This is a genomic window from Streptomyces sp. L7, from assembly GCF_050990935.1.
In the GTDB taxonomy this organism is placed as follows: domain Bacteria; phylum Actinomycetota; class Actinomycetes; order Actinomycetales; family Microbacteriaceae; genus Leifsonia.
Genome location: NZ_CP194644.1, coordinates 2,560,893 through 2,585,179 on the forward strand (window position 1 = coordinate 2,560,893; position 24,287 = coordinate 2,585,179).

Sequence of the window (24,287 nt, forward strand, 5' to 3'; positions counted from 1 at the left end):
GCACTGCGCGATACCCCCGTACAGCGCTAACGCTAGCGCGGACCGGCGACATCCGCCCCCGTCAGGAGACGTTGGTCGCCGTCGGATATGACGCTATCCGGAACAGCGGTCAGGTAGTGACCGCATTCGAGATCTGTGGAGATCAGGCCGGCGCGTAGAGGAGGTGGAGGACACCGTTGGCGTAGCCGTCGTACTGCCGCAGGCGCAGCTTCGTCTCGGGCATGCCCTCCGGAAAGAGCCGCGCGCCCGTGCCGCGGATGACCGGGTACACGAAGAGGTGCAGCGCGTCGACCAGTCCGTCCGCGATCAGGGCGCGCACGAGCGAGCCGCTGCCGCTGATGTAAAGGCTGCCGCCCACGCTCTGCTTGACCTCCCGCACCCGGTCGGCGTCGTATCTGCCGAGCGACCGCGAGTTGGCCCAGACGGCCTCGGCGGCCGCGTCGTCCAGCGTCGAGCTGACGACGAGCTTCTCGGTGTCGTTGAAGAAGGGCGCTCCCGGGTCGTCGGCCGACGAGCGCGCCGACCACGCCGGCGCGAACATCTCGAACGTGCGGCGCCCCAGGAGGATGCGCTCCGACGCTCCCGTGATGCGCGCGAGGTCGTCGCCCATCTCGGGATCGAAGCCGTACTCGGCCGTCCAGCTCGGGTCTTCGAAGACGCCGTCGAGGGAGACGAACTCGTGCACTGCGATGCTGCCCATGCGGCCAGCTTAGGGGCGGCCTCAGGCCGTCGCCACCAGCCGGCCGGGGCGGTCGTTCCAGCCGGAGGGCTCAGCGGTGAGGCCGGCTGTGATCAGGCGTCCTTCCGCAACTGCAGCAGCAGCTCCGGCGCCCGGGCGTCGAGGATGTTGCCCCCGATCCGCACGCCGACGCCCACCAGCACCCCGCCCAGCGCCACGCCGACGACGAGCGCCGCCCAGAGCCAGAGCGCGTCGCCGGTCACCAGCCCGACGATGAACAGGACGATCTCGGGCAGACACAGCACCGCGATCACGCCCCACGCCGCGAAGGTCGGGCCGAGCAGCGAGATGTTGGCGCCCGGCCGCGACCGGAACGGGTTGTCGCCCGGCTCCGGCACGGGGAACACCAGCCGGGCCGAGGTCACCGCGCACACCGCCACCCCGGTGAGCAGGAGGCCGAGCGAGAGGCCGATCAGGCCGGGGAGGATGTGCCAGGCGCCGCCGACGGCCGCACCGAAGAGCGCCACGAGCACGATCGCCGGAACCGCGAAGGAGAGCAGCGCGGCCGCCCGGCCCCAGCGGTCCGCGCGACCCGGCACGGCCTTCGCGACGTGCAGCGCGAACGCGGTCGAGTCGTAGGAGACGTCGGCGATCATCCCGATGCCGAGCGAGAACGCCACGACCGGCGCCCCGATCAGCGGCAGCACCGACGAGTGGTTGAGGCTCGAGTAGAACCAGAACAGCACGGGCATCAGCGGGACGACGAGCAGCTGCCGGAGGTAGCGCGGGTCACGGAACCAGTAGGTCAGGCAGCGGGCCGCGATCGCTCCCGACTGCGTGCCGGGCAGAATCCCGAACCAGCCGAGCTTGCCCTGGGCCCGGACGCGCGAGGAGGCGCGCGCCGGCGTGGTCAGCGACCGGGCGAGCCCCCAGCGCCACACCAGCCACAGCACGACGAACGTGGCGACCGCGATCAGGAACCGGGCCAGAGCGCCGAGCGCGTCGCCCTGCGCGAGCTGCGACGGCACCGCCCAGACGGCGCCGAGCGGCGACCAGGACAGTCCGTCCGCGATGGCGGGCAGCGCGTCGGACGACGAGCGGAGGCCGCGCGTGATGCCGATGACGATCGGGCCGGCCAGGATGAGCGGGATGAGGATGAGCAGCCCGCTGGCCTCCCGGAACCGCCGCCCGCCGGACAGCCCGCTCGACACGGAGGTGACGGCCCGCGACACGACGACGCAGGTCGCGGCGCCGAGCGCGCCCGTCAGGAGGGCGACCACCGCGACCCCGGGGAGCCGGAGCCAGCTCAGCGAGGTCGCCAGCGACGCGAGCGTGGTCGCCGCTCCGGCGACGCCGACGACCGCGCTCAGCAGCATCCCGAGCATGAGCGGGCGCAGCGGGATCGGGTAGACGGCGAGCTTGGCGGGGTCGAGCGTCTGCTCGATGCCGGAGAGCAGCAGCGGGAAGATCGCCCAGCCGAGAACGGCGGCCGAGCCGCCGATGACGGCGACCGTGCGCGTCACCTCGATCGGGGCGAAGCCCAGCAGGACGAGGCCGCCGATGACGACCACCAGCGCGCCGAGCGCGTACACCCCGCCGAGGATGACCGCGACGAGCTGCGAGGTGCTGCGGCGGAACGAGTTGCGGAGGACGAGCAGGCGCAGCCTTACGAGTGTCGCAACCACTCCGGCCCCTCCCCGACCCGGCGACCGCCGACCAGCTCGACGAAGCGGTCTTCCAGCGTGGAGCCCGCGCGCACCTCGTCCACGGTGCCGGCGACCAGGACGCGGCCGTCGTTGATCACGGCGACGTGGTCGCACATCCGCTCGACCAGGTCCATGACGTGCGACGAGACGATGACCGTGCCCCCGCCCTGGACGTAGCCGTGCAGGATGTCGCGGATGTTGGCCGCGGAGACGGGGTCGACGGACTCGAACGGCTCGTCCAGCACGAGCACGCGCGGCGCGTGCACCATCGCGGCGGCCAGCGCGATCTTCTTCGTCATTCCGGCGGAGTAGTCGACGACGAGGGTGCCGCCCGCGGAGGCCAGGTCGAGCAGATTCAGGAGGTCGTGGGTGCGCTCGATCGCCGTGGGCCGGTCCATGCCGCTCAGGAGGCCCGCGTATTCGACGAGCTGCTCGCCGGTGAGCCGGTCGAACAGCCGGACGCCGTCGGAGAGCACTCCCACGAGCGCCTTCCCCGCCAGCGGGTCGCGCCACATGTCGACACCGTGGAGGAGCACCTGGCCGGCGTCGGGCCGCAACAGACCGGTGACCATGTTCAGCGTCGTGGTCTTGCCCGCTCCGTTCGGGCCGACCAGCCCGTAGAAGCTGCCGGAGGGCACGTCGAGGTCGATCCCGTCGACCGCCGTCTTCGCCCCGAACCGCTTGTGCAGACCGCGGATCGCCACCGCGACCGCATCGTCCTGCGTCATCGCACCTCCCCCGGGCTGTCGTGCTCCTCTGACGCAGCCCACCTCACCCTACGCGCCGCCGCATCCGCTCGCACGCACCCCCGTCGAGGGGCGGCACGCGGCGCCGAGGGGCACGTCAACGCCCGTAAACCCGCGTCGGAGGGGCGCTTACGTGCCCCTCCGATGACATCAGACGCGCTCGAAGACGGCCGCGAGGCCCTGGCCTCCGCCGATGCACATGGTCTCGACGGCGAGCGTGCCGTCGAGGGCCGGGAGCTCGTGGGCGAGCGTCGCCAGCATGCGGAGGCCGGTGGCGCCGATAGGGTGCCCGATCGAGATGCCGCTGCCGCGCGGGTTGAGGCGCGGGTCCTCGGGGTCGATGCCCCAGTCGGCGAGGCACGCCAGCACCTGCACGGCGAAGGCCTCGTTGAGCTCGATCACATCGATGTCCGACCAGGTGACGCCGGCGCGCTCCAGGGCCCTGTTCGCCGCCGGGACCGGCGCGACGCCGAACACCGCCGGGTCGTTGCCCGCGACCGCCCATGATCGCAGGCGCAGGACCGGGGTGAGGCCCAGCGCCGCGGCGCGCTCCTGGGTGGTGACGATGGCGGCGGCCGCGGCGTCGTTCTGGCCGCTGGAGTTGCCGGCGGTGACGGTCGCCGCGGCGTCGGCGCGGCCGAGGATCGGGCGGAGGCCGGCGAGGGCCTCCAGCGTCGTGTCGGCACGCGGATGCTCGTCGCGGCCGACGACGACGTCGCCCGTGCGGCCCGGCACGGTGACCGGGACCAGCTCGGCGTCGAATGCGCCGGACTGCTGCGCGGCGACCGCTCGCTGGTGGGAGCGGAGCGCGAGTCCATCCTGCGCTTCACGCGGGACGCCGTACTCGCGGCGCAGCGTCTCCGCCGAGCCGACGTTGCCCTCCGGGGTCGGGAAGTTGCGCCCGCCGACCGTCTCGCGGCCACGCGCGAGGGCGTCGTGCAGCATCAGACCTCCGGGCGGGAGGCCGCGGCGGCCCTGCTCCGTATAAAAGGGGGCGTTCGACATCGACTCGGCGCCGAGCGCGATCAGCACGTCGCTCGCGCCGGTCTGCACCTCCATCGCGGCGTTGATGACCGCCTGGAGGCCCGAGCCGCAGCGCCGGTCGAGCTGATAGCCCGTCGTCGTGACCGGGAATCCGGCGTTGAGCGCTGCGACACGGCCGAACGCGGGTGCCTCCATCGTGGGATAGCCCTGCGAACCGATCACTCCCTCCACCGCGGCCGGGTCGAGCCCGGTGCGGTCGAGGAGGGCGCGCAGCACGGTCTCCGCCAGCGACAGAGCGGAGACCGGTGCCAGTGCGCCGCCCATCCGGCCGACCGGCGTGCGCAGCGGGGAGCAGACGACGACCTCGCGCAGCTCAGGCATGCGCGGCCGCCGTCCCCGCGGTCACTGCGGCCGGGATGCTCAGCGGCGCGCCCGTCGCGGCCACCACCTCGTCCACGGTCACGCCGGGCGCCACCTCGCGGAGCACGAGGCCGTCGTCGGTGACGTCGATGACGGCGAGGTCGGTGATGATCCGGTCGACGCAACCGCGGCCGGTCAGCGGGAGGGTGCACTGCGCGACCAGCTTGGCCGAGCCGTCTTTGGCGACGTGCTCCATGACCACGATGACGCGCTCGGCGCCGTTGACGAGGTCCATCGCCCCGCCCATCCCCTTGACCATCTTGCCGGGCACAGCCCAGTTGGCGATGTCGCCGGCGGCCGAGACCTGCATGGCGCCGAGGACGGCGGTGGCGATGCGCCCGCCGCGGATCATCCCGAAGCTGGCGGCGGAGTCGAAGTAGCTGGCGCCGGGCAGCACGGTGACCGTCTCCTTGCCCGCGTTGATCAGCTTGGGGTCCTGCTCGCCCTCCCACGGGTAGGGCCCGACGCCCAAGATGCCGTTCTCGGAATGCAGCACGACGTGCACCCCTCCGGCAGATGGTTGGGGATAAGCGTGGGGAGGCCGATGCCCAGGTTCACGTAGGAGCCGTCCTCCAGTTCGAGGGCGGCACGGGCGGCCATCTCGTCGCGGCTGCGGGGCATGTCAGTTCCCTTCCGGGGCGATGGGGCGGGCGCGCACGGTGACCTTCTCGATCGGCAGGTCCGCCGACTGCTCGGCGGTCAGCGCGACCAGCCGGTCCACGTAGATGCCGGGCAGGTGGATGTCGTCGGGACCGAGCACGCCCGGCTCGACCAGCTCGTCCACCTCCGCGATCGTGATCCGCCCGGCCATCCCGGCGAGCGGGTTGAAGTTGCGGGTCGACTTCTCGAAGCGCAGGTTGCCGTGCCGGTCGCCGACCGCAGCGCGCACCAGGCCGAAGTCGGTGCGGATCGCGGTCTCCAGCACGTACTCCCGGTTGCGGCCGAACACGTCGAACGGACGCAGTTCCTTCGGCGCGCTCTCCTCCGCCACCGACCCGTCGGCGGCGTAGCGGATCGGCATACCGCCGTCGGAGACCGCGGTGCCGGCGCCGGTCGCGGTGTAGAAGGCCGGAATGCCGACACCGCCCGCGCGCAAACGCTCCGCCAGCGTGCCCTGCGGGGTCAACTCGACCTCCACCTCGCCGCCGAGGTACTGGCGGGCGAACTCCTTGTTCTCGCCGATGTAGCTGGCGATCACACGGCGGATGCGACCGGCGGCGAGCAGCTCGCCGAGGCCCCAACCGTCCACACCGCAGTTGTTCGACACCACCTCCAGGCCACCGACACCCCGCGCCAGCAACGCCCGGATCGTCACGATCGGCACCCCGGACAGACCGAAACCGCCGACCGCGAGCGAAGCGCCGTCCGGGATGTCGGCGACCGCCTCGGCCGCCGACGCGAACGTTTTATCCATCTGATTCCTCCGTCTGGTCGGATTCGAGGAAGACCTCGCGCATGATCGCCAGCGCACCGTTGGCCGCGGGCAGCCCGGCGTACAGGGCGGTGTGGTGGATGACCTCCGCGATCTGCGTGCGGGTCAGCCCGTTGCGCAGGGCGGCGCGTACGTGCATGCGCAGCTCGTTCTCGTGGCTGCCGGTCACCAGGCTGGCGAGCGTCGCGATCGAGCGCTCCGGCCGGGTGAGCTGCGGCCGGGCCCAGACCTCGCCCCACGCGTAGCGGGTGATGAAGTCCTGGAAGTCCGCGGTCTCCGGCGTGATGGCTGCCGTGGCGCGGTCGACGTGGGCATCGCCCAGCACCGCCCGCCGGACGGCCATGCCGCGCTCGAAGGCCGCGGCGGCGCCGGCATCGCGGCCCGCGAGCAGCGCAGCGAGCAGGGCGGCGGTCTCGGCCGGGTCCTCGAGCGGGACGAGGTGGGCGGCGTGCGCCAGCTCCACGAACCGCGCGCGGGGGAGCGCCGCGGCGTCCTCCGCCATCAGGGCCGAGGTGGTCACCTGGTCGTGCGCGCCGGCGACGAGGAGCGCGGGCACATGCACGTCCGCGAGGGCGTCGCGCCGGTCGAATCCGCCGAGTGCTTCGCAGCAGAGCGCGTACGACTCGTCGTCGACGTCCAGCAGGGTCTTCAGCGCGTGGCCGCCCGGGCCGTCGGGATGCGCGGCCAGATACCCGGGCGCGAACCAGCGCTGCGCGCTTCCGGCCACCACGGAGGCCGTGCCGGAGGCGCGCACCTGCGCGGCGCGATCGGCCCAGCCCTCCGTCGAGCCGATGTGCGCGCCGGAGCAGAACATCGCCAGGCTGCGCACGCGCTCCGGGGCGGCGAGCGCGACCTCTAGGGCGACCGCGCCGCCGAGCGAGTCGCCGGCGACGTCGAACGCACCGCCGCCCACCTCGTCCACGAGGGCGAGCACGGCGTTCGCGAGCTCGGACATCGTGAAGGGCTCGCGCGTGGCGGCCGACGCACCGTGACCCGGGAGGTCGACGCGCAGGATCCGCGGGGCGTCCGGCACCGCGGCCAGCCGCGCCACGACGCCGTCCCACAGCTCGGCGGTCGTGCCGAGCGAGGGCAGCAGCACCAGCAGGCGCGGCGCCGCGGCGGACGGGGAGGCCGCGGTCATCGCGCCGCGCAGTCGCGGGATGGTCATCGGTTCACCTCTCGGTCGTGATCGGCATGGACACGGTAGCGGGCGACGGCGGCGTCCACGACGGCGCCCGCCGAGCCCAGGTCGGCGGCGTCGCTTCCCCTGACGGAAGGGGCCGCGACGACGGAAGATGCCGCAGCGACGGAGGAGCCCGCAGCGCCACCCGGGCCGTCCGCCACCACGAGGTCGGCGACCGCGTGGGCCAGCACCTCGGCGCTCTCGACCGCGATGCGCAGCAGCGCGCGCCAGGCCTGCCATTCGGCGTGCCACTCCCCGCCGGCCGCGCGTCCGAGCTGAGCGCTGCGGTGTGGACCGTGGCGAGCAGGCCGGGGGCGCGGAGGCCGTTCGCGGTGAGCAGCACGGCGTCGACCGGGTTCTGCTTGTGCGGCATCGCGGACGAGCCGCCGCCGGTGGCGGGGAGGAGCACGCCGTCGCGCGCCGCCAGTCCGAGGTCGCGGCCGATCCGGCCGGCCACCGCGGCGACGCGCGCGGCGGCGTCCGCGATCGCCAGCACCGGGCCGCGGTCGGTGTGCCAGGCCCGACCCGGGTCGCTGAGCCCCAGGCGGGCGGCGACGCCCGCGCGGAGGGTCTGCGGCGCATCGGCCCGGGCCGCGAGGCGCGCGAACGCCGCGCCTGTGCCCACGGCGCCGCCGAGCTGCACGGGACAGTCGAGCCGGTCGAGCACCTCCAGCGCCGACACCACGGCGTCCAGCCAGGAGGCCAGGAACGCACCGAGAGTCGTCGGCTCAGCCTGCTGCGTCAGGGTACGAGCCAGCAGCGGCGTCGCGCGCGAGCGGATCGCCCGGTCTGCGAGCTCCGCGGCCGCGGCCGCGAGCGCGTCCCGCGCGCGTGAGAGGGACTCGCGGGAGACCAGCACAAGAGCCGAGTCCACGATGTCCTGACTGGTCGCGCCGCGATGCACCCGTCCCGCGTGCGCTCCGGCCTGTTCGCGGAGCTGCTCGACGAGCGCGATGATGGGCACTCCGGCTTCCCGCGCGCCCGCGACGAGGCGCGCGCGGTCGATGGTGCGGGCGTCGAACGCGAGCGGCTCGTAGCCGGGCCGGGCGGCCGAGCCGTCGAGCTCGTCCCAGGCTCCGGCCAGGGCCTCCTCGACCGCGATCATGGCGGCCAGCACACGATCGTCGCCGGCCGGGACACCCACTGCACCGGCCGGCTCGAGGAGACCCCAGTCGAAGGGTTCAGCCACGCCCGTCCCCCACGAAGTCGAGGAAGACGGTCTCGTCCTCGCCCTGGAGGCGGATGTCGAAGCGGTAGCTGTTGTCGCCGTCCGGGGTGGCGAGCAGCGTGCTCCGCCGCCCCTCCGGCACGGTGGCCAGGAACGGGTCGCCGCCTTCGAGGTAGGCGCGCGTGAAGAGGTGGTGCAGGAGGCCGCGCGCGAACACCGTCACCAGGAGATACGGTGCGCGGCCCGCGCCGGCGCCCGGACGGACGGTCGTGAACGCGTAGTGTCCGGCCCGGTCGACGGCGGCGCGCCCGAAGCCCGTCGCGGTGTACCCGTCGCGGTGCAGGCTGCCCTGCCGCGCGATGGGCGTTCCGTCGGTGTCGGCGCCCCAGACCTCCAGGATCGCGTCGGGGACGGGCGCGCCCTCCCCGTCGAGCACGGTGCCGTGCAGGCGAATCGTGCCGGGATGCCAGGGCGGCGCGACCTCGGCGCCGCCCTCGTAGGGCAGGGCGTAGCCGAAGAACGGCCCGACCGTCTGCGACGGCGTCTGCAGGTACTGGGTTCGATCGGTGCTCTCAGGCATGGTCACCCTCCTCCGGCTCCATCCACGTCGCCGCGCCGCCGGTCAGGACGATGTCCCACCGGTAGCCGAGCGCCCACTCCGGCTCGCTCACCTCGTGATCGTACGTGGCGATCAGCCGCTCGCGCGCGGCCGGGTCGGCGATCGACTGGTAGATCGGGTCGAGCGCGAACAGCGGGTCGCTCGGGAAGTACATCTGCGTCACGAGCCGCTGCGTGAACGCCGACCCGAACAGCGAGAAGTGGATGTGCGCCGGCCGCCACGCGTTGCGGTGGTTCCGCCAGGGGTAGGGGCCGGGCTTGATGGTGACGAACCGGTACGAGCCGTCCTCGCCCGTGATCGCGCGGCCCACCCCGGTGAAGTTGGGGTCGAGCGGCGCGGGATGCTGGTCGCGCTTGTGCACATAGCGGCCGGAGGAGTTCGCCTGCCAGACCTCCACGAGCTGGTTGCGCACCGGCCGGCCCTCGCCGTCGAGCACGCGGCCGGTCACGATGATGCGCTCGCCGAGCGGCTCTCCGCTGTGCTGGATGGTGAGGTCGCTCTCCTCCGCCGCGACGTCGGTGTGCCCGAACGCCGGCGAGACGAGCTCGATCTCCTCGGGGTCGGCCCGCACCAGCTCATGGGTGGGATGACGCAGCCGCGAGCTGCGGTACGGCCCGAAGTCGCGCAGCGGGTGCACGGGAAGGGGACCCGCGGCCGCCGCCGCCGCATGCGCGGCCGCGATCTCCGCGGTGATCTGGTTCTGTGTCGGCTCTGCCGTGTTGTCAGCGCTCATCTCGTACCTCAGAAGGGGAGGCCCGCGTACTGCTCGGCGAGGGCCGCCTGCGCGTGACGCGATCCGGTGGTGTACTCCAGCTGACCGAGCTGGCTGCGGTAACGGAAGGCGCGGGCCGCCTCGTCGGGGACCTCCCGGTGGACGTGCAGCATCTCCGTCATCCACTGGGAGAACTGCTGCACCTTCCACTGCCGGGCGAGGGCAGCGCTGCTGTAGCGCCTCAGGAGGGCGTCGTCACCTCCGAAGTGCGCCGTCAGCGAGCGACCGAGCAGGGCGACGTCGGCGATGGCCGAGTTGAGCCCCTTCGCGCCGGTCGGCGGCACGATGTGGCCGGCGTCACCGGCGAGGAAGAGGCGCCCGTGCTCCAGCGTGGAGGCCACGAAGCTGCGCATCGGCGTGATCGACTTCTCGGTGATCGCGCCCTCGCTCAGGGTCCAGCCGGGGACGCCGAGGCGGGTCTGCAGCGCCTCCCAGATCCGCTCGTCCGACCAGTCGTCGACCGACTCGCCCGGATCGACCTGGAGGTAGAGCCGGGAGACCGCCGGCGAGCGCATCGAGTGCATCGCGAAGCCGTCCGGGTGCAGCGCGTAGATGAGGTCGTCGGTGGACGGCGCGACGTCGGCGAGGATGCCGAGCCACGCGTACGGGTAGCTTCGCTCGAGGGCCCGGATGCCCGGGATGGCCGGGCGGCAGACGCCGTGGTAGCCGTCGGCGCCGACGACGATGTCGCAGTCGATGCGCTCGGCGTCGCCCCCACTGCCGATGGTGACGTAGGGCGCGTTCCCGTCGAGGTCGTGCGGCGCGACGCCCTCCACCTCGAACCGGACGTCGGAGCCGGCGCGGTCGTGCTCGGAGAGCAGGTGCCGCACGAGCGCCTGCTGCCCGTACACGGTGACCGTGCGGCCGACGAGGTCGACGAAATCGAGGTGGTGGCGCTCCCCTTCGTACTGCAGGTAGATGCCGTGGTGCGTGAGCCCGCGCGCGGCGAGGTCGGCGTCGAGGCCGAGGTCGCGCAGCACGTCGACGGAGCCCTGCTCCAGGACGCCGGCGCGCACGCGGCCGAGCACGTACTCCCGGCTCTTCTGCTCGAGGATGACGAAATCGACCCCCGCTCTCCGGAGGATGTGCCCGAGCAGGAGTCCAGCGGGCCCGGCCCCGATGATGGCGACCTGGGTGCGCATTGTTCCGCCTTTCGCTTCAGTGGGAAGGTCGTCCCATCCTGGGCGAATCCGGCGGCAGTCCGGCTGCGGTTTCCACTGAGCGGAAGAGATTCCTCCCGAGGATCACCCCGGCGACTACTCGTAGTCGAGCCCGAGGACCCCGGAGATGCCGCGCGCGGCCATCCGGACGCCCAGCGTGAACTGCGGCTCGGCCTCCCGCTCGGCGTGGGCGATGATTGACACCGCGGCCACGACCTCCCCGGTGGCGTCCCGCACCGGCGCGGCGACGGAGAAGGCGCCCTGGGTGAGCTCCTCGACCGAGTGGGAGACACCGGTCGCGCGGATGCCGGCCAGCCGCGCCCGCAGCTCCTTCTCGCCGGTGAGCGTGTTGGGCTGGAACTTGCGCGGGTGGTCGGCGAGCACCTCCGCGAGCGTGCCGTCCGGCGCGTACGCGAGCAGCACCAGCCCGACGCCGGTGGCGTGCAGCGGGAGCCGCGAGCCGACGTCGCTGATGACACGCACGGCCCCCGGTCCGGACAGCCGCTCCAGATAGACCGCGCCCAGACCGTCGCGCACGGCGAGGTGCACGTGCTCGCCCGTGGCTTCCAGGAGGTCGTCGAGATACGGCCGCGCCGCCTGGCGGAGGCGGCGCGCGGTCGGCTGGCGGACTCCCAGCCGCCAGAGCTTGATGCCCACGCGGTAGCGGCCGTCCTCCCCGCGGGCCAGGCCGCCCCACGCCACCCACTCGGCCAGGAGCCGGTGCGTGGTCGAGACCGGGAGGCCGGCGCGGCGTGCGATCTCGCTGAGGGTCAGCTCGTCGCCGCGCTCGAAGGCGTCGGCGATCGCGAAGACACGTTCCGCAACGCTGCGGTCGTCCTGAGCTCCACCGGCCATGCGGTCAGCTTAGGACCGCTGCAGCGGTCGGGTCGGAGACCGCGGCTTCATATGTAGGTCTTCCTACCTCTGGCGGGTGCGGAGCGAGCCCGACCTCCCCGCCGACTGGCGCTCGCATGTGTTCCGCCGGATGACGGCGGCGCTCGATGCGCTGTGACGGGGCCCGCTCAGGCGTCCGCCGCGCGCCGGTAGACGCTGATCACGATGCCGGAGGCCGTCGAGCGCGACTCCACGAGCGCGAACCGGGTGTGGGGGAAACCGTCGCCGAACAGCTTCTTGCCGACGCCGAGCACGAGCGGGTGCACCAACAGCCGGTACTCGTCGATCTGATCGTGCTCGGCGAGCGTGCGGATCAACTCCGTGCTCCCCCACACCCGGATCTCGCCGCCCGGCTCACCGCGCAGCCGCTCCACGGCGCCCGGGACGTCCGGACCCAGCAAGTAGGAGTTCGTCCAGCCGACCTCCGTCAGCGAGCGCGAAGCGACGTACTTGGGGATGCGGTTGTACCGCCGGGTGAGTTCCCCTGCAACCCGTCGGCATCCTCCGGCCAGACGCCCCACGAGCCCGCGAAGAGCTCGTACGTCCTCCGGCCCAGCAGCAGCGCCTCGGTGTTCTTCTCCCACGCCGCGACGGTGCCGTCGTCGTAGTCGAACTGCCAGCCGCCGTGCTGGAACCCTCCCTCGGTGTCCTCCTCGGGGCCACCCGGCCCCTGGACGACACCGTCGAGGGTGACGAACGCCTGCACCACGATCGAAGACATGCCTGCTCCTCCTTGTCAGTGAGGGTGACATACCCCGTCTACACCCCGGGGAGGGTGGAGGCAACAGGGTCGCTCCAGCCGTTCGGTCGATCCGCCACCCGCCGGTCCCCGCGACGCTGGACACATGACCGAGACCACCACCTCCCCCGCTGCCGTACTCGACACGGCCCGCCGTGCGGCGCTCCGCCCGGCGTCCCGCCCGGGTGGGAGGACCTCCTCGACGGCCGCGAACGGCTGCTGGATGCGCCCCGCTCCGAAGAAGGGGTTCTGCCGTCGCGCCGAAACGGGTAGGACAGAAGGCATGGACATCGTGCTGGCTGTCCTCGAGCGCGGCGACGTCGCGTACGAGATCGAGTTCGAGCGCACGAGCGAGCCCCCGTTCGAGCTGCGCGTGCCCTCCCACATCGGGGGCGCGGCGGTGGTCGACGTCTTCGACCTGGTCGACGCCAGCGAGTGGCCCGTGCTGCTGCGCTACGCGTTCTCGGAGTGCGTCCCGGCCGTCATGGGATCGCCGGACGACCTGAGCGCGGAGGACCTGGGCGAGGTCGACCTCTGAGGCGTCGGCCTCTGAGGCGTCGGCCTCGGAGGCTGCGGGCGTCTGCCTGGCCTGCGCGGCCTGTGGCGCCCGCGAACCGCATCAGAACAGGAACAGCTGCCCCATCACGAGCACGAGGATGAGGAACACGACGACCACGCCGCCGATGATGGCGAGCGTCCGCCCCGACATCTTCGCGATCCCGAACCCGACGATGAACGGCAGCGCCAGGCAGCCGAGCGCGATGATCCACCAGAACGCCTGGAAGCCGGCCTGCGACGCGGACGCCAGCCGCTCCCCGAAAAGCTTCTGCGTCGCCGGATGCGTGGCGAAGGCGACGCTCGCCGACAGCGGGTAGGCGATCAGGACGGCCGTGATCAGCCCGGCGAACGCACCCCACATCCCGCGATGCGCGCCGAGGTGCAGCGTCTCCTCCTGGTGCGGCGCCTGCCTGCTCTTGGTGCTCATGGCGCACATGATAGCCAGCGGTTCGGCGCGCGGGGCAGCCCCGTCGCGAGACGGTCCCGCGGCCCGGGCCGCCGCGCCGAAACAGGGTCAACTGTACGGTCTATTCTGCGGTTAGTCTGGAGCAGTCACCGGCGCACCGCACGCAGTTCAGGGGGCGTCTCGTAACGCGCCGGGGTCTTACCCGAATGTCGTATGGGAGTGGCGAAGTCCGCTCCCATACGGCCTGGGGAGAAACGGGCCGTGTCAGGAGCCGGACGGCGCTCCCGAGTTCGCCGCGGCGATCACCGGCGCACGGGCGGACCTGTTGCGAAGACGCATCGCGGGCTTCTCGACCGCGAACCAGGATGCGGTGGCGACGAGAAAAGTGAGCGGGATCGCAAGCGCGGCGAACAGGGGCACGCCCAGGCTGTAGAGGCCCGCGGAGGCGAGGACCTGCTGCAGCGGGAACGCGTAGATGTAGGTGCCGTAAGAGATGTCGTTGCGGAGCCGCAGCGCACGCACCCGGAGCACCGCGCCCGAGGCGATGAGCAGGTAGGCGAGGGGCAGCGCCGCCGCCACCCGGTAGTCCGGGAGAAGCGAAGCGCCGCCGACGATCGCCGCACACAGGACGAGGTCGACGGCTCGGGTGGGGAGCCGGTGGCGGAGCTGGTAGATGAGCGCGCCTGCCGCGAACATGAGCCCGAACCGGGACCCGTTCACGAGGTAGTAGTTGTGCGTCAGGTTCGTGTCGGCGAGGACGGTCACGACCAGGCAGCCCACGAACAGGGCGGGGATGGTGGCACGGAACTTCAGCAGCTTGGTGACGCCCAAGCCGAGCACGGCGAGGTAGCAGAGGAACTCCCACCCCAGCGTCCACAGGCTGCCGTTCCACACGACCGGGTAGGGAACACCCGTCGGCGTGCCTCCGATGCCGTACTCGTTGATCACCAGGGCCGCGTTCTTCCCCACGTAGGCGAGCGCGTCGAGCGCGTAGCCGTCCGGGAGGGACTGCCCGGCGAGCCCGATCCCGACCGGGGCGATGACCGCGGCGGTGACGATGAGGCACACCCAGAACGCGGGCAGGATCCGCAGGAAGCGGGCCTTCAGATACGGCCACCACTGGGGTCGGCGCATCCACGAGGACACGATGAGGAAGCCGCTGATCGCGAAGAACCCGTCCACTCCGCCGTCGCCGAGGAGCTGGGTGACCGGTGCCGCCGGCCGCGCAGCCCCGGTGAGGGGGAAGGAATGCCAGACGATGACGCTCACGGCGAGCACGAGACGGATGGTGTTGAGCGCGTTCAGCTTCGGGTCGAACACGCCTGAGAGCGTGAGGCCAGCGCTGGCTGACATCGGCCTGCGCTGCAGCATGCGGGTCCCCCTGTTGTGGTATTCGTGAGAATATCTCAATAATAGCGAGGGGTCATGTCCCCCAAAGGGGTTTTTGCGGTTGAGCTCGGGCGCAGTCACGTCTGGGCAGTTCACCCCAGGGCCTCCCTCACATCCCCAGCACGACCGTCCGCCCTGCCGGCCGCCCGTCTGTCGCGCGATGCGCCGCCCACACCGCGTCGAACGCGATCACCTCCGGCTCGAACACCGTCAGCCGCGCCTCCGCGGCATCCGCGAGAAGCCCTTTCAGCATGCGCCGGTACTCCGGCCGATTCCGCAGTACCCAGAATGGCACCGAGCAGACGACCTCCCGCGGGTGCCCGAACCGTCGCAGCACGGCCGCCGCCGAACCGCGGATCGCGTCGTCCCGCTCGTGTCCGGCGCGCCCCGCGAACGCCGTGCGGACGACGACACCGGACGGGGCGACCGCCTCCCGCACCAGCGGCGACCCGGTGTGGTCGATCGCGGCCTCCGCCCCACCTCCGGTCTGCTCCCGGACGACCGCGGGCCAATGCGGGTCGCGGTAGTCGATGAGGGTCATGTCTGCGGCGGAGAGGCCGGGAGGTGGCGTCGTCCCCGTCCCGAGAACCGTCTTTCCGTCGCGCAGCGCGAGCTGGGCCGCGAGCGACCCGACGGCGCCGGTGATGCCCTGGATGAGGACGCTCCGCGCCGGTCCCGCGTACTGGAGGGCCAGGGCGGCGGTCACCCCGTTGAGCGGGAGGGCAGCGGCGGCCTCCGACGTCAGCGCGTCCGGGACGGCGACCAGGTAGGTCGGGGACACGACGAGCCGGGTCGCGTGCGCGCCCATCCGCGGGAGCACCCCGCGACGCGCGCGCCGGTGCGGAGGCCGAGCGCCGCCGACACCGCCGATTCCGTCTCCAGCACGCCGACGAAGTCGTAGCCGGGGACGAAGCCCGGCACCGGCTGGAGCACGTAGCCGCCACGCCGGGCCAGCACGTCCGTCGACCCGAGGGCCGCATGCGTGACGCGGACGAGGACCTCGTTGCCACGTGGCGCGCGCAGCGTCTCGTGCACGAGCGCGATCGCGGACGGGTCGCCGAAGCGGACCACGCGCGCCGCCGTGCGTTCCACAGTGCGCTCCGCCCGGCCTCCCATCGCCGTCAGCCGGCGCGTCGCTGCAGCAGCCCGGCGCGCTCGGGGTGCCGGTCGAACCACTCCGCCACGTACCAGCACATCGGCACGATCCTCCGCCCGGAGGTGCTTTCGATGTCGTCGACCGCGTAGGCGACCAGGTCGGCCGCGTAGCCGTGGCCGCGCTGGGCGGGGACCGTGAACGCCCGTGTGAGCGAGATGGACGAGCCGAGGACGCTGTAGTCGAGGATGCCGACGAGCTCGCCGTCGATCCGCATGGCGTAGCGGTTCGCGTCGGTCTCGTTGCTGAACTCCGTGGACATGCGCCCATCGTACGTCCGTCGCGCCTCCCCGTCAGGGGAGGTATCGTGAACGAGGTGGGACCCGACCCGCACCGTTCGGGCCCGCGCGCACTCCGCGATGCAGCCACAGCAGGCCAGCCGCGTGCGACGACCGTCGCCCGCGTCGCGCACCCGAAGCTGGAGCCGCACCCGTGACGATCGACAACCCGTCGCCCGCCCTGTCCCCTGCCCACCAGGCCCTGCTCGAGCAGGTCCCGATCGGCGAGCACTCCGTGATCGACGCCGAGGTCGTCCCGTACGACCACGAGGGCCTCCCGCTGGAGGGCTACCTCGCCAGGGACGTGCAGGCCGACGACCGCCGCCCGGCCGTGCTGATCCTCCACGACTGGCACGGCGTCGGCGACAACGTGCGGATGCGCGCGCAGATGCTGGCCCGCCGCGGCTACGTCGCGTTCGCCGCGGACCTGTACGGCGCGGACGTGCGGCCCAGCGGCGAGGAGGCGGCGGCGGTCGCGGGACAGTACTACCGGGACCTCCCGCTGCTGCGCTCGCGAGTCGCCGCCGGCTTCAGCTGGCTGCAACAGCACCCCGCCGTCGACCCGGCCCGGCTCGCGGTCATCGGCTACTGCTTCGGCGGGACGGCCGCCCTCGAATTCGCCCGCACGGGGGCGCCGGCCCGCGGCGTGGTGTCCTTTCACGGCGGCCTCATCGCCCACGACCCGTCCGACGCGGCGGCGATCGCGGCCTCCCTGCTCGTGCTCAATGGCGGCGCGGACCCGGTCGTCCCGGACTCGGCGGTCGCCGCGTTCCAGGACGAGCTGCGCGCCGCGGCGCACGTCGACTGGCAATTGACGACGTACTCGGGCGCGCCGCACGCGTTCACCATCCCAGGAAGCGACCGGTACCGTCCGCTCGCGGACGCCCGGAGCTGGCGGGCGCTGGTGTGCTTCCTGGACGAGGTGTTCGCCTGAGCTGATCGCCGGTGCTGATTGGCGGTCTGCGAGACGGTCATGTAAGCTCTAACAGGCCCGCGCGGAGAACGCGGCAGGGTCATGCGCCACTAGCTCAACGGATAGAGCATCTGACTACGGATCAGAAGGTTGGGGGTTCGAATCCCTCGTGGCGCACACTGGTTGAGACAGTCGAGAAAGCCCCGGCGGAGAGCCGGGGCTTTTTCGTTGTTGCCCCGTCAGACCCCGGTGTGAAGAGGTACCCCCACCGCGATGCTCGGAACGTGGCGCTCGGTGTGGTGCTCTCAACGGCGTGGCCGACGTTCGATGCGCTCGAGAATGTAGGACCCGCTAGATCGCGACTTTCACCGGCGAGTCGCGTAAGTCGGCGGGCCGCCGGCCGTTGTCGCCAGTCGCGGCCCGCCTCACTATTCAAGAGCTTGGCACGCCTCGGCGATGATGTGCGCAGCGCAACGCCCTCTGCTCAAACGAGCAGGAACGGCTCACCCCAGGTCGTACGTCAGGTGCGTGGCCGTCGACGTGACCACGACCTCCCGTTGCACGAGCTCGCGCGGCCCGGAGCCGGTGAACAGCGGGGTTCCCGCACCGAGGATGATCGGCGACAGGTGCAGGACGAGCGTGTCGACCAGGCCTGCGGCGAGCGCGGAGCCGATGAGGGCGCCGCCGCCCATGAGGATCGCGTCCAGGTCGGCTCCGCGCGCCGCGGACACCGCTTCGGCGCGCGAGCGTGCCGAAGCGACCGCATCCTCCAGGCCGGTGGTGACGAAAGTCCAGTCCAGTCCCGTGAGGCGCAAAGTCGGCGGAGCCGCGCTCGTCACGACCAGGAACGACGGCTTGCCGACCTCCGCGGCGCCGTAGCCGATCTCGTCGCTCCAGCCTCCCGGGGCGTCGATGACGTCGAAGAGGTTGCGGCCCATGACCACGGCGCCCGAGCGTTCCGTCGCCGCGGCGAGGATGCGCTTGTCGTCGGGGTCGTCCGAGAACACCCAGTGGTGCAGCGGCTCTCCCCGGTGCCGAGCCCGTTGCCGGGGCCGGCGTCCGGGCCGGTGACGAAACCGTCCAGTGAGACGGTGATGTCGGCGACGACCCTGGTCATCGCGATCAGCCCCGCGCCAGCAGTTCGTCGAGCTTCTCGTAGCCCTCGCGCATCCCGTACTCCATGCCCGAGGCGATCATCGCCTCCAGCGCCTCCTTCGAGGGGAACACCGAGTGGCCCGCGAGCCGGGTGCGTCCGCCGGGGAGCGGCTCGAAGCGCAGGAGGTCGAGGCTCACCTGGTCGGGTGCGCCGAGGTACTCGAAGGTCTGGATGATGAGCTCGTTCTCGACCACGGTGTGGATGACGCCCCGGAAGCCGTAGACGGCGCCGTCGGCGTCCTTCTGCTCGAACGCGTAGCCTCCCCCGGTGCGGAAGTCCCAGTGGGTGATCGCGTTGTCGAGGCTGCGCGGGCCGATCCACTGCACGTACAGGTCGGGGTCGGCGTGGGCGCGGAAGACCGCCTCGACGGGAGCCTCGAACTCTCGCGTGATGTCGGCGTACGAGGTGCCGGGTACGGCATCGATGACGACAGGGTTGGTCATGATTCCTTCTCCTTGGTTCGCTTGCTCTGTTCTGGTGAGGATGCCGGGGGCGCGGCGAGCAGTGCGTCGAGTCTGCGGTACTGCTGCTCGGCCTCCAGACGGTACCGATCGATCCACGAGGTCAGTCGCTCCAGCGCGGCGCCGTCGAGGTGCACCGGGCGGCGCTGCGCCTCGCGGGTGCGCCAGACCAGCCCGGCGGACTCGAGCACGCTGATGTGCTTGGACACCGCCTGCAGGCTGATCTCGAACGGCTCCGCCAGCTCGTTGACCGTCGCCGGACCACGGCTGAGCCGCGCGACCATCGCGCGCCGCACCGGGTCGGACAGGGCCGCGAAGGAGCGGTCGAGCTGATCGTCACCCATTATCAACCTATCCGTTTATCAATTAATCGGTTGATTAAAGAGTAGAACGAGACGACCGTTCCGTCAAGCCGTTCATGGCCGGCTCAGGAGGGCAGGACTGCGCTCGCGACACCGGGCACGTCGCCCGCGTAATCCCGGAGGCGCTCCAGGCCCTCCGTCGTAGCGGACTCATGGCCGCCCACCGCGACGACCCGGGCGCCGGACGCGACCGCGGCGACCAGGCCGGCTTCGGCGTCCTCGAACACGACGCACTGCTGGATCGGCACGCCCAGCCGCTCGGCGGCCAGCAGGTAGCCCTGCGGGTCTGGCTTGCCGCGGGAGACATCCTCCGCGGCGATCAGCACGTCCGGGACGGGGACGCGCGCCGCCTCCAGTCGGGCGACGGCGAGCTCGCGCGGTGCGCTCGTGACGATCGCCACGGGCACACCGGCCTCCGCGAGCGCCGTCAGCAGGGCGGCCGCTCCGGGGACCTCCACGATGCCGTCGGTGCGCGTGACCTCCTCGGCGACGAGCCCGGCGACCAGCTCGGCCCGTCGCTCGGCCGCGAGACCCGGCAGGAAGTGCGCGACGGTGTCGACCGCCTGTCTGCCGTGCGCGTACGCCAGGATCTCCGCGGGGTCGAGGCCATGACGCCGGCCGAACTCGCTCCAGACGCCTTCCACCACAGCGTGCGAGTCGACGAGCGTGCCGTCCATGTCGAAGAGGAATCCGGATGCGCTGATCTCCATCGGACCAGCCTAGGCGGCGCCCGCGACCCAGGGTCGCGGGCTGCCGCGGATCAGCGACCGGTCGTGCGGGCGTCCTGCGCGGCCCGGAGGTCCGCGAGACCGCGTTCGCTCTCGCGCGTGATGCGACCGCCGCGGGCGGCGACCGCCGCGGGGAGCCAGTCGCTCAGCACGAAACGGCGACGGCGCGGCGAGACCGGCTCGCCGCCATTGGTGCGGGCCGGGCGGGCCACCCAGCTATGTTCGATTCCCTGTGCCCAGGTTCCATTTGCCATGTCTTCAACGTTACGAGCGAAAATATTCGGCCACCATATGGCTTCAGGTCTATCTTCGCAAAGATACGGCCAGTACACTCGGAGCCATGTTGAAGCGCGTTGCCGTGCCCGTCATCGACGAATTCGCGATGTTCGAGTTCGGGGTCATCTGCGAGGTGTTCGGGCTCGACCGCAGCTACGCCGGGATCGAGCCGTTCGACTTCCGGGTCTGCTCGGCGACCCCGGGCGAGCCCATCCGGAACGAGACCGGCGTGCAACTCATCGCACCGTACGGGCTGGACGCGATGGAGGACGCCGACCTCATCGCCGTGCCCGCCGCCACCATCCGCGACGAGTACCCCCGGAGCTCATCGACGGCCTCCGGCGCGCGCACGCCCGGGGCGCCATCCTGCTCAGCGTCTGCTCCGGCGCGTTCGTGCTCGGCGCCGCCGGCCTGCTCGACGGCCGCGAGAGCACGACGCACTGGCGCCACGCCGACGCCCTCCAGCGCCGCTTCCCGCTCGCGCGGGTGAACCCGGACGTGCTGTTCATCGACGACGGCACGATCATCACGAGCGCAGGCACCTCCGCCGGCATCGACGCCTGCCTCCACCTGGTGCGCCGCGAACTGGGCAGCGCGGTCGCCAACACGATCGCGCGCAACATGGTCGTCCCGCCGCAGCGCGACGGCGGCCAGCGGCAGTACATCGAGCGGCCGGTCTCCGACTGCGAGGACGACACCTTCAGCGAGCTGCTCGACCACCTCAGCACCACGCTGGACGAGAACCACACCGTCTCCGGGCTCGCCGCCCGGACGCACATGTCGACCCGCAGCTTCTCGCGCCGCTTCGTGGCCGAGACCGGCGTACCGCCGATGCAGTGGCTCACGACGCAGCGCGTCCTCCACGCCCGGCTGCTGCTGGAGACCACGGACATCCCCGTCGAGGAGGTCGCCCGTCGCAGCGGGTTCGCGAGCGCCACGCTGCTGCGCCACCACTTCGATGCGGAGGTCGGTGTGCCGCCGACGCGCTACCGGGCGGCCTTCGCGCGACGCTGAGGCGGAACAATCCGCCGGCCCGGTGGTTGACTCCAAGACGACCACCGGCGACGGAAGGACCCCCGCATGGCCACGCAGATCCAATACACCCGGCTCGGCGACCCCGACGTGCTCGAGGTGGCCACGGTCCCGGATCCGGTCGCTCCCGTCGACGGCGTGGTCGTGGAGGTGCGCGCCGCGGGCGTGAACCCGATCGACGGAAAGCTGCGCAGCGGCGCGCGGCCGAGCGCTCCGATCACCGAGCCGCGTGTGCCGGGAGCCGATGCGGCAGGGGTCGTTCTCTCGGTGGGAGCCGACGTGGACGACTGGGCGCCCGGCGACGAGGTGGTCGTCCGCAACGCGCGCGGCGCCTACACGACGCACCTGGCCGCGCCGGCCTCCCACCTCGTCCGCAAGCCCGCCGCGGTGAGCTGGGAGCAGGCCGCGGCGATCGGCGTCCCCGTCGGAACCGCGCACCAGGCACTGGTCTCGCTGGGCGTCGAGCCGGGGACGACACTCCTCATCCACGGCGGCTCGGGCAGCGTCGGGAGGGCAGCGATCCAGCTCGCCCGGCGGATGGGCGCCGCCGTGATCGCGACCGGGTCGGCGGCGAACCACGAGCGGTTGAGGGAACTCGGCGCGACTCCCGTTGCCTACGGTCCGGGACTGCTGGACCGCCTGCGCGCCGTCGCGCCGGACGGCTACGACCTCATCCTCGACGCGATCGGCACCGACGAGGCGCTGGAGGCCTCCTTCGCGCTCGTCGGCGACCGCTCGCGGATCGGCACGATCGTCGTCGGCCCGCGTGCGGCCGAGCTGGGCATCCGCGCGTGGGGAGGCGGGAACCCCGTTCCCCTCACTCCCGACGAACTGCGGCTGCGCGACGACGCCTACGCACTCGCGCTCGACCTCCTCGCCGACGGTGAGTTCGAGGTGGACATCGCGCGAACCTTCCCACTGACGGAGGCCGCCGACGCCGCGCGGCTGGTGGAGTCGGGGCATCCCGGCGGCAAGGTGATCCTGCTGCCGTGAAGCGCCGCGATCAGTGGTGCAGCGACCGCCGATGGACGGCGTGCGCGACGGGGAGGTCGTCACCGCGGTAGTGCTTGAGCAGCCGCCAGTTGCGCCGCGCGAGCTGGGCGAAGACAGCCGCCGTCACGACCCCGCACACGACGACCCCCCAGGCCCGCGGGTTCTCGCCCTCGGTCGGGATGAGCACGGTGAGCGCGGCGGTGAACACCAGCGCGAGGACGGCGAACAACACTCCCAGCCCGACGCGACGCAGCGCCCGGGCGCGCTCCAGACGGTCGCCCATGCAGCGCAAGCTACTCCGCGCGACGAGGCTGCGCCAGGTCGTACACGCGGCTCCAGCCGAGCTCGAAGCCGACCTCGTCGATCCGGCCCTCATCCCGCGCCCGCTCCAGTGCCAGCAGCGATGCGAGGGAGGCCGTGACCAGACGCTCGTCGCCGTACGTCTCGCTCCCGTCGCCGACCGAGACCGTGGAGCAGCGGATCACCCGGCACTCACGCCACACGCGGCGCGTCGTGACCGCGGCCACGGCGAAGCCCGCAGCGTAGACGGCCACCATCGCGCCGATCGCCGACACCGCAGGAGCCGGCGCGAGCACGAGCGCGGGGAGGAGAGCGAGCAGGCCGCCGATGGCGGGCCAGCGCCGCCGGAAGACGATGGCACGGCGCTCGGCGGAGGTCGTCCCGGGCGGGTAGACGAACAACCGGCGCGCGCAGACCCCGGTGCGCGCGGTGTACAGGGCAGAGGTCTCCTCGAACCAGCCCCAGCGGTGGGCGCCTTCGAAGAACCGCTTCGTCCTCCCCCGAGCAGGAGGTCGCTCGATCGTCGTCACGGGTATCGGTCTACGCCGCTTCGGTCGCGGTCGCGCGCATCCTCACGGAATCCATGCGCGCAGCGGGCGGAACCAGACGGTCCGCAGACGGCGCCCCTCCTTCCGCCGTCATTCGGTCGTCGCACTGCCGCCGAACCGCTCCTGCCATTCGGCGTACGTGTGGTCGCGCCCCAGCGGACACTCGCAGCGGATGAGGATCGGCTGACCGGTCACCACGCTGGTCGCGCGCTCGATGTGAGGAACGGTCGGCCCGGCATCGGACGGAACGCCACGAGACTGCGATTTCATGGATGCGAGTATCGGATGCCCGCGCCGCGCCGCCCGTTCGTATCCGCCGTCAGGCGCGCGCGAACATGCAGGATTTCACCTGCCCAATCGCGCTCCGTCGTCTTTCGGGCGACAGTGGGGCCGTCTGTCGCGAGGTCGGTGGTCGCTGCCACCATGAGGCCATGAGCGTGACCTTCCTCCAGCCGGACGGGCTCGTGCGCAGTCCCGCCTTCAGCCATGTCGCCGTCGTCCCGCCCGGATCGGCGACGGTCTACCTCGGCGGCCAGAACGGCGTCGACGCGACCGGAGCGCTCGTGTCGCCGGAGGTCGGCCCGCAGGCCGCGCGTGCTCTCGACAACGCGAAAGTGGCCCTCGCGGCGGCCGGAGCGACGCTCGACGACGTGGTGCAGTGGTTCGTCCTCATCGACGCCTCCGCCGACGTCGGCGCGGCGTACGGCGCCATCGCGCCGCAGCTCGCCCGGGAGGGGCGCCGCCGCTCGCGACCGGGTCACGTGTCGCGGGGCTCGGGGTGCCGGGGGCGCTGATCGAAATCAGCGCGATCGCGGCGCTGGCTCCTTGAGTTCGCAGGACCGGCCCTGAGTTCGCTGGAGCGGCCGCGCACGGCCGGCCCGCACGCGACAGCCCCCGCCCACGTGGACGGGGGCGGGGGCTGATCGTTCGGGACGGGTCAGTGCTTGAAGGCGTCCTTCACCTTTTCGCCGGCGTTCTTGAGGTCCGCCTTGGCCTGGTCGCCCTTGCCCTCGGCTTCGAGGCGCTCGTCGCCGGTCGCCTTGCCGGTGGCCTCCTTGGCCTTGCCCCCCGCGTTCTCCGCGGCGTTTTCGATCTTGTCGTCGAGTCCCATCGTTATCCCCTTTCCCTAGGTTCGCCCGAAACACTCCCACGCTGCCGGTGACGGGTCCAGGCTGCACGGGTCTGCGGGTTTTTCAACCCCTCCCTCCTCCACAGCAAGCGTGAAAGCGCGA

At 72.1% G+C, this 24,287-nt stretch carries 31 protein-coding genes, 1 tRNA gene and 3 pseudogenes; 7 read left to right on the forward strand and 28 right to left on the reverse strand.

Annotated elements, in window-relative coordinates:
* Window positions 1–142 precede the first annotated feature (142 nt).
* From ACR5MH_RS12755 to ACR5MH_RS12820, 14 genes and pseudogenes are all read right to left on the reverse strand, one after another.
* On the reverse strand, window positions 143–700 hold the full coding sequence (locus ACR5MH_RS12755) for a dihydrofolate reductase family protein (RefSeq protein WP_431347528.1): 558 nt from the start codon (window positions 698–700) through the stop codon (window positions 143–145).
* 92 nt (window positions 701–792) lie between these two features.
* On the reverse strand, window positions 793–2,364 hold the full coding sequence (locus ACR5MH_RS12760) for a transporter (RefSeq protein WP_431347529.1): 1,572 nt from the start codon (window positions 2,362–2,364) through the stop codon (window positions 793–795).
* Window positions 2,346–3,113, reverse strand: a complete 768-nt coding sequence (locus ACR5MH_RS12765; RefSeq protein ID WP_431347530.1) for an ABC transporter ATP-binding protein — start codon at window positions 3,111–3,113, stop codon at window positions 2,346–2,348. The genes ACR5MH_RS12760 and ACR5MH_RS12765 overlap by 19 nt, the downstream gene beginning before the upstream one ends.
* 168 nt (window positions 3,114–3,281) lie before the next feature.
* Window positions 3,282–4,496, reverse strand: coding sequence for an acetyl-CoA C-acetyltransferase (locus ACR5MH_RS12770; RefSeq protein ID WP_433861816.1), 1,215 nt, complete (start codon window positions 4,494–4,496; stop codon window positions 3,282–3,284).
* Window positions 4,489–5,156: pseudogene (locus ACR5MH_RS12775) on the reverse strand (CoA transferase subunit B). Before ACR5MH_RS12775 ends, ACR5MH_RS12770 begins: the two are co-directional and overlap by 8 nt.
* A gap of 1 nt (window position 5,157) precedes the next feature.
* Window positions 5,158–5,949, reverse strand: a complete 792-nt coding sequence (locus ACR5MH_RS12780; RefSeq protein WP_431347534.1) for a CoA transferase subunit A — start codon at window positions 5,947–5,949, stop codon at window positions 5,158–5,160.
* Window positions 5,942–7,135 (reverse strand): alpha/beta fold hydrolase, encoded by a 1,194-nt coding sequence (locus ACR5MH_RS12785; RefSeq protein ID WP_431347535.1) that lies wholly within the window; start codon window positions 7,133–7,135, stop codon window positions 5,942–5,944. The genes ACR5MH_RS12780 and ACR5MH_RS12785 overlap by 8 nt, the downstream gene beginning before the upstream one ends.
* Window positions 7,136–7,139: 4 nt before the next feature.
* A complete protein-coding gene (locus ACR5MH_RS12790) occupies window positions 7,140–8,339 on the reverse strand; it encodes a lyase family protein (protein WP_431347536.1) in 1,200 nt (399 codons plus the stop codon).
* Window positions 8,332–8,904 carry a protocatechuate 3,4-dioxygenase subunit alpha gene (gene pcaG / locus ACR5MH_RS12795; protein ID WP_433861817.1) on the reverse strand — a complete coding sequence of 191 codons (573 nt, stop codon included), beginning with the start codon at window positions 8,902–8,904 and terminating at the stop codon, window positions 8,332–8,334. The genes ACR5MH_RS12790 and pcaG overlap by 8 nt, the downstream gene beginning before the upstream one ends.
* Window positions 8,891–9,670 (reverse strand): protocatechuate 3,4-dioxygenase subunit beta, encoded by a 780-nt coding sequence (pcaH, locus tag ACR5MH_RS12800; RefSeq protein WP_431347538.1) that lies wholly within the window; start codon window positions 9,668–9,670, stop codon window positions 8,891–8,893. The genes pcaG and pcaH overlap by 14 nt, the downstream gene beginning before the upstream one ends.
* Before the next feature lie 8 nt (window positions 9,671–9,678).
* Window positions 9,679–10,851, reverse strand: a complete 1,173-nt coding sequence (locus tag ACR5MH_RS12805; RefSeq protein ID WP_431347539.1) for a 4-hydroxybenzoate 3-monooxygenase — start codon at window positions 10,849–10,851, stop codon at window positions 9,679–9,681.
* Between the two features lie 114 nt (window positions 10,852–10,965).
* Window positions 10,966–11,724: an IclR family transcriptional regulator gene (locus tag ACR5MH_RS12810; protein WP_431347540.1), complete on the reverse strand. Its 759-nt coding sequence runs from the start codon at window positions 11,722–11,724 to the stop codon at window positions 10,966–10,968.
* A gap of 167 nt (window positions 11,725–11,891) precedes the next feature.
* Window positions 11,892–12,164 carry a dihydrofolate reductase family protein gene (locus ACR5MH_RS12815; RefSeq protein WP_433861818.1) on the reverse strand — a complete coding sequence of 91 codons (273 nt, stop codon included), beginning with the start codon at window positions 12,162–12,164 and terminating at the stop codon, window positions 11,892–11,894.
* A 26-nt stretch (window positions 12,165–12,190) separates the two neighbouring features.
* Window positions 12,191–12,484, reverse strand: coding sequence for a hypothetical protein (locus ACR5MH_RS12820; RefSeq protein WP_433861819.1), 294 nt, complete (start codon window positions 12,482–12,484; stop codon window positions 12,191–12,193).
* Between the two features lie 124 nt (window positions 12,485–12,608).
* On the opposite strand from ACR5MH_RS12820, the gene ACR5MH_RS12825 reads away from it, so the two are divergent.
* Window positions 12,609–13,040: a hypothetical protein gene (locus tag ACR5MH_RS12825; protein WP_431347542.1), complete on the forward strand. Its 432-nt coding sequence runs from the start codon at window positions 12,609–12,611 to the stop codon at window positions 13,038–13,040.
* An 81-nt stretch (window positions 13,041–13,121) separates the two neighbouring features.
* Here the strand turns inward: ACR5MH_RS12825 and ACR5MH_RS12830 are convergent, their stop codons facing one another.
* From ACR5MH_RS12830 to ACR5MH_RS12850, 5 genes are all read right to left on the reverse strand, one after another.
* Complete coding sequence (locus tag ACR5MH_RS12830) at window positions 13,122–13,487, reverse strand: hypothetical protein (protein WP_431347543.1); 366 nt, start codon at window positions 13,485–13,487, stop codon at window positions 13,122–13,124.
* A gap of 243 nt (window positions 13,488–13,730) precedes the next feature.
* Complete coding sequence (locus ACR5MH_RS12835; protein WP_431347544.1) at window positions 13,731–14,819, reverse strand: acyltransferase family protein; 1,089 nt, start codon at window positions 14,817–14,819, stop codon at window positions 13,731–13,733.
* Window positions 14,820–14,964: 145 nt separating this feature from the next.
* Entirely contained in the window at window positions 14,965–15,663 is a 699-nt protein-coding gene (locus tag ACR5MH_RS12840) for a hypothetical protein (RefSeq protein WP_433861820.1), read from the reverse strand.
* Window positions 15,597–15,947 (reverse strand): alcohol dehydrogenase catalytic domain-containing protein, encoded by a 351-nt coding sequence (locus ACR5MH_RS12845; protein ID WP_433861821.1) that lies wholly within the window; start codon window positions 15,945–15,947, stop codon window positions 15,597–15,599. The genes ACR5MH_RS12840 and ACR5MH_RS12845 overlap by 67 nt, the downstream gene beginning before the upstream one ends.
* A gap of 29 nt (window positions 15,948–15,976) precedes the next feature.
* Window positions 15,977–16,270 (reverse strand): GNAT family N-acetyltransferase, encoded by a 294-nt coding sequence (locus tag ACR5MH_RS12850; protein WP_431347546.1) that lies wholly within the window; start codon window positions 16,268–16,270, stop codon window positions 15,977–15,979.
* Between the two features lie 45 nt (window positions 16,271–16,315).
* Here ACR5MH_RS12850 and ACR5MH_RS12855 point away from each other — a divergent pair, with 45 nt between their 5' ends.
* The 3 genes from ACR5MH_RS12855 to ACR5MH_RS12865 all read left to right on the forward strand — a co-directional run bounded on the left by ACR5MH_RS12855 (window position 16,316) and on the right by ACR5MH_RS12865 (window position 17,376).
* Window positions 16,316–16,444 (forward strand): hypothetical protein, encoded by a 129-nt coding sequence (locus ACR5MH_RS12855; protein ID WP_433861822.1) that lies wholly within the window; start codon window positions 16,316–16,318, stop codon window positions 16,442–16,444.
* A complete protein-coding gene (locus tag ACR5MH_RS12860) occupies window positions 16,441–17,220 on the forward strand; it encodes a dienelactone hydrolase family protein (RefSeq protein WP_431347547.1) in 780 nt (259 codons plus the stop codon). The genes ACR5MH_RS12855 and ACR5MH_RS12860 overlap by 4 nt, the downstream gene beginning before the upstream one ends.
* 83 nt (window positions 17,221–17,303) lie before the next feature.
* Window positions 17,304–17,376: transfer RNA gene (locus ACR5MH_RS12865), tRNA-Arg, on the forward strand.
* A gap of 326 nt (window positions 17,377–17,702) precedes the next feature.
* On the opposite strand, the pseudogene ACR5MH_RS12870 reads toward ACR5MH_RS12865, so the two are convergent.
* The 5 genes and pseudogenes from ACR5MH_RS12870 to ACR5MH_RS12890 all read right to left on the reverse strand — a co-directional run bounded on the left by ACR5MH_RS12870 (window position 17,703) and on the right by ACR5MH_RS12890 (window position 20,118).
* A pseudogene (locus ACR5MH_RS12870) lies at window positions 17,703–18,316 on the reverse strand (dihydrofolate reductase family protein).
* A 5-nt stretch (window positions 18,317–18,321) separates the two neighbouring features.
* Complete coding sequence (locus ACR5MH_RS12875; RefSeq protein WP_431347549.1) at window positions 18,322–18,798, reverse strand: SRPBCC family protein; 477 nt, start codon at window positions 18,796–18,798, stop codon at window positions 18,322–18,324.
* Complete coding sequence (locus ACR5MH_RS12880) at window positions 18,795–19,160, reverse strand: ArsR/SmtB family transcription factor (protein ID WP_431347550.1); 366 nt, start codon at window positions 19,158–19,160, stop codon at window positions 18,795–18,797. Before ACR5MH_RS12880 ends, ACR5MH_RS12875 begins: the two co-directional genes overlap by 4 nt.
* Window positions 19,161–19,243: 83 nt before the next feature.
* Window positions 19,244–19,888 (reverse strand): HAD-IA family hydrolase, encoded by a 645-nt coding sequence (locus tag ACR5MH_RS12885; RefSeq protein ID WP_431347551.1) that lies wholly within the window; start codon window positions 19,886–19,888, stop codon window positions 19,244–19,246.
* A gap of 50 nt (window positions 19,889–19,938) precedes the next feature.
* The gene (locus ACR5MH_RS12890; protein WP_433861823.1) at window positions 19,939–20,118 is read right to left on the reverse strand and encodes a hypothetical protein; all 180 of its coding nucleotides are present in this window, start codon (window positions 20,116–20,118) and stop codon (window positions 19,939–19,941) included.
* 128 nt (window positions 20,119–20,246) lie between these two features.
* Here ACR5MH_RS12890 and ACR5MH_RS12895 point away from each other — a divergent pair.
* Both ACR5MH_RS12895 and ACR5MH_RS12900 read left to right on the forward strand, forming a co-directional pair.
* Window positions 20,247–21,196 (forward strand): annotated as a pseudogene (locus ACR5MH_RS12895) (helix-turn-helix domain-containing protein).
* 66 nt (window positions 21,197–21,262) lie between these two features.
* Window positions 21,263–22,207: an NADP-dependent oxidoreductase gene (locus ACR5MH_RS12900; protein WP_433861824.1), complete on the forward strand. Its 945-nt coding sequence runs from the start codon at window positions 21,263–21,265 to the stop codon at window positions 22,205–22,207.
* A gap of 10 nt (window positions 22,208–22,217) precedes the next feature.
* On the opposite strand, the gene ACR5MH_RS12905 is transcribed toward ACR5MH_RS12900, so the two are convergent.
* The 3 genes from ACR5MH_RS12905 to ACR5MH_RS12915 form a co-directional block, all read right to left on the reverse strand.
* Window positions 22,218–22,490 (reverse strand): hypothetical protein, encoded by a 273-nt coding sequence (locus ACR5MH_RS12905; protein WP_431347556.1) that lies wholly within the window; start codon window positions 22,488–22,490, stop codon window positions 22,218–22,220.
* Between the two features lie 10 nt (window positions 22,491–22,500).
* Window positions 22,501–23,037 carry a DUF6611 family protein gene (locus ACR5MH_RS12910; protein ID WP_431347557.1) on the reverse strand — a complete coding sequence of 179 codons (537 nt, stop codon included), beginning with the start codon at window positions 23,035–23,037 and terminating at the stop codon, window positions 22,501–22,503.
* Window positions 23,038–23,145: 108 nt separating this feature from the next.
* Window positions 23,146–23,325, reverse strand: a complete 180-nt coding sequence (locus ACR5MH_RS12915; RefSeq protein ID WP_431347558.1) for a hypothetical protein — start codon at window positions 23,323–23,325, stop codon at window positions 23,146–23,148.
* 161 nt (window positions 23,326–23,486) lie between these two features.
* On the opposite strand from ACR5MH_RS12915, the gene ACR5MH_RS12920 reads away from it, so the two are divergent.
* Window positions 23,487–23,849, forward strand: a complete 363-nt coding sequence (locus tag ACR5MH_RS12920) for a Rid family hydrolase (RefSeq protein ID WP_433861825.1) — start codon at window positions 23,487–23,489, stop codon at window positions 23,847–23,849.
* Between the two features lie 143 nt (window positions 23,850–23,992).
* Here the strand turns inward: ACR5MH_RS12920 and ACR5MH_RS12925 are convergent, their stop codons facing one another.
* Window positions 23,993–24,166: a CsbD family protein gene (locus tag ACR5MH_RS12925; protein ID WP_431347560.1), complete on the reverse strand. Its 174-nt coding sequence runs from the start codon at window positions 24,164–24,166 to the stop codon at window positions 23,993–23,995.
* Window positions 24,167–24,287: the final 121 nt, after the last annotated feature.

Bases quoted from the DNA above. Each gene is read 5' to 3' on its own strand.
- ACR5MH_RS12755 (WP_431347528.1), bottom strand. From the start codon at position 700: ATGGGCAGCATCGCAGTGCACGAGTTCGTCTCCCTCGACGGCGTCTTC.
- ACR5MH_RS12765 (WP_431347530.1), bottom strand. From the start codon at position 3,113: ATGACGCAGGACGATGCGGTCGCGGTGGCGATCCGCGGTCTGCACAAG.
- ACR5MH_RS12770 (WP_433861816.1), bottom strand. From the start codon at position 4,496: ATGCCTGAGCTGCGCGAGGTCGTCGTCTGCTCCCCGCTGCGCACGCCG.
- ACR5MH_RS12780 (WP_431347534.1), bottom strand. From the start codon at position 5,949: ATGGATAAAACGTTCGCGTCGGCGGCCGAGGCGGTCGCCGACATCCCG.
- ACR5MH_RS12785 (WP_431347535.1), bottom strand. From the start codon at position 7,135: ATGACCATCCCGCGACTGCGCGGCGCGATGACCGCGGCCTCCCCGTCC.
- pcaH (WP_431347538.1), bottom strand. From the start codon at position 9,670: ATGAGCGCTGACAACACGGCAGAGCCGACACAGAACCAGATCACCGCG.
- ACR5MH_RS12805 (WP_431347539.1), bottom strand. From the start codon at position 10,851: ATGCGCACCCAGGTCGCCATCATCGGGGCCGGGCCCGCTGGACTCCTG.
- ACR5MH_RS12810 (WP_431347540.1), bottom strand. From the start codon at position 11,724: ATGGCCGGTGGAGCTCAGGACGACCGCAGCGTTGCGGAACGTGTCTTC.
- ACR5MH_RS12820 (WP_433861819.1), bottom strand. From the start codon at position 12,484: ATGTCTTCGATCGTGGTGCAGGCGTTCGTCACCCTCGACGGTGTCGTC.
- ACR5MH_RS12825 (WP_431347542.1), top strand. From the start codon at position 12,609: ATGACCGAGACCACCACCTCCCCCGCTGCCGTACTCGACACGGCCCGC.
- ACR5MH_RS12830 (WP_431347543.1), bottom strand. From the start codon at position 13,487: ATGAGCACCAAGAGCAGGCAGGCGCCGCACCAGGAGGAGACGCTGCAC.
- ACR5MH_RS12835 (WP_431347544.1), bottom strand. From the start codon at position 14,819: ATGTCAGCCAGCGCTGGCCTCACGCTCTCAGGCGTGTTCGACCCGAAG.
- ACR5MH_RS12840 (WP_433861820.1), bottom strand. From the start codon at position 15,663: ATGGGCGCGCACGCGACCCGGCTCGTCGTGTCCCCGACCTACCTGGTC.
- ACR5MH_RS12850 (WP_431347546.1), bottom strand. From the start codon at position 16,270: ATGTCCACGGAGTTCAGCAACGAGACCGACGCGAACCGCTACGCCATG.
- ACR5MH_RS12875 (WP_431347549.1), bottom strand. From the start codon at position 18,798: ATGACCAACCCTGTCGTCATCGATGCCGTACCCGGCACCTCGTACGCC.
- ACR5MH_RS12880 (WP_431347550.1), bottom strand. From the start codon at position 19,160: ATGGGTGACGATCAGCTCGACCGCTCCTTCGCGGCCCTGTCCGACCCG.
- ACR5MH_RS12885 (WP_431347551.1), bottom strand. From the start codon at position 19,888: ATGGAGATCAGCGCATCCGGATTCCTCTTCGACATGGACGGCACGCTC.
- ACR5MH_RS12900 (WP_433861824.1), top strand. From the start codon at position 21,263: ATGGCCACGCAGATCCAATACACCCGGCTCGGCGACCCCGACGTGCTC.
- ACR5MH_RS12905 (WP_431347556.1), bottom strand. From the start codon at position 22,490: ATGGGCGACCGTCTGGAGCGCGCCCGGGCGCTGCGTCGCGTCGGGCTG.
- ACR5MH_RS12915 (WP_431347558.1), bottom strand. From the start codon at position 23,325: ATGAAATCGCAGTCTCGTGGCGTTCCGTCCGATGCCGGGCCGACCGTT.
- ACR5MH_RS12920 (WP_433861825.1), top strand. From the start codon at position 23,487: ATGAGCGTGACCTTCCTCCAGCCGGACGGGCTCGTGCGCAGTCCCGCC.
- ACR5MH_RS12925 (WP_431347560.1), bottom strand. From the start codon at position 24,166: ATGGGACTCGACGACAAGATCGAAAACGCCGCGGAGAACGCGGGGGGC.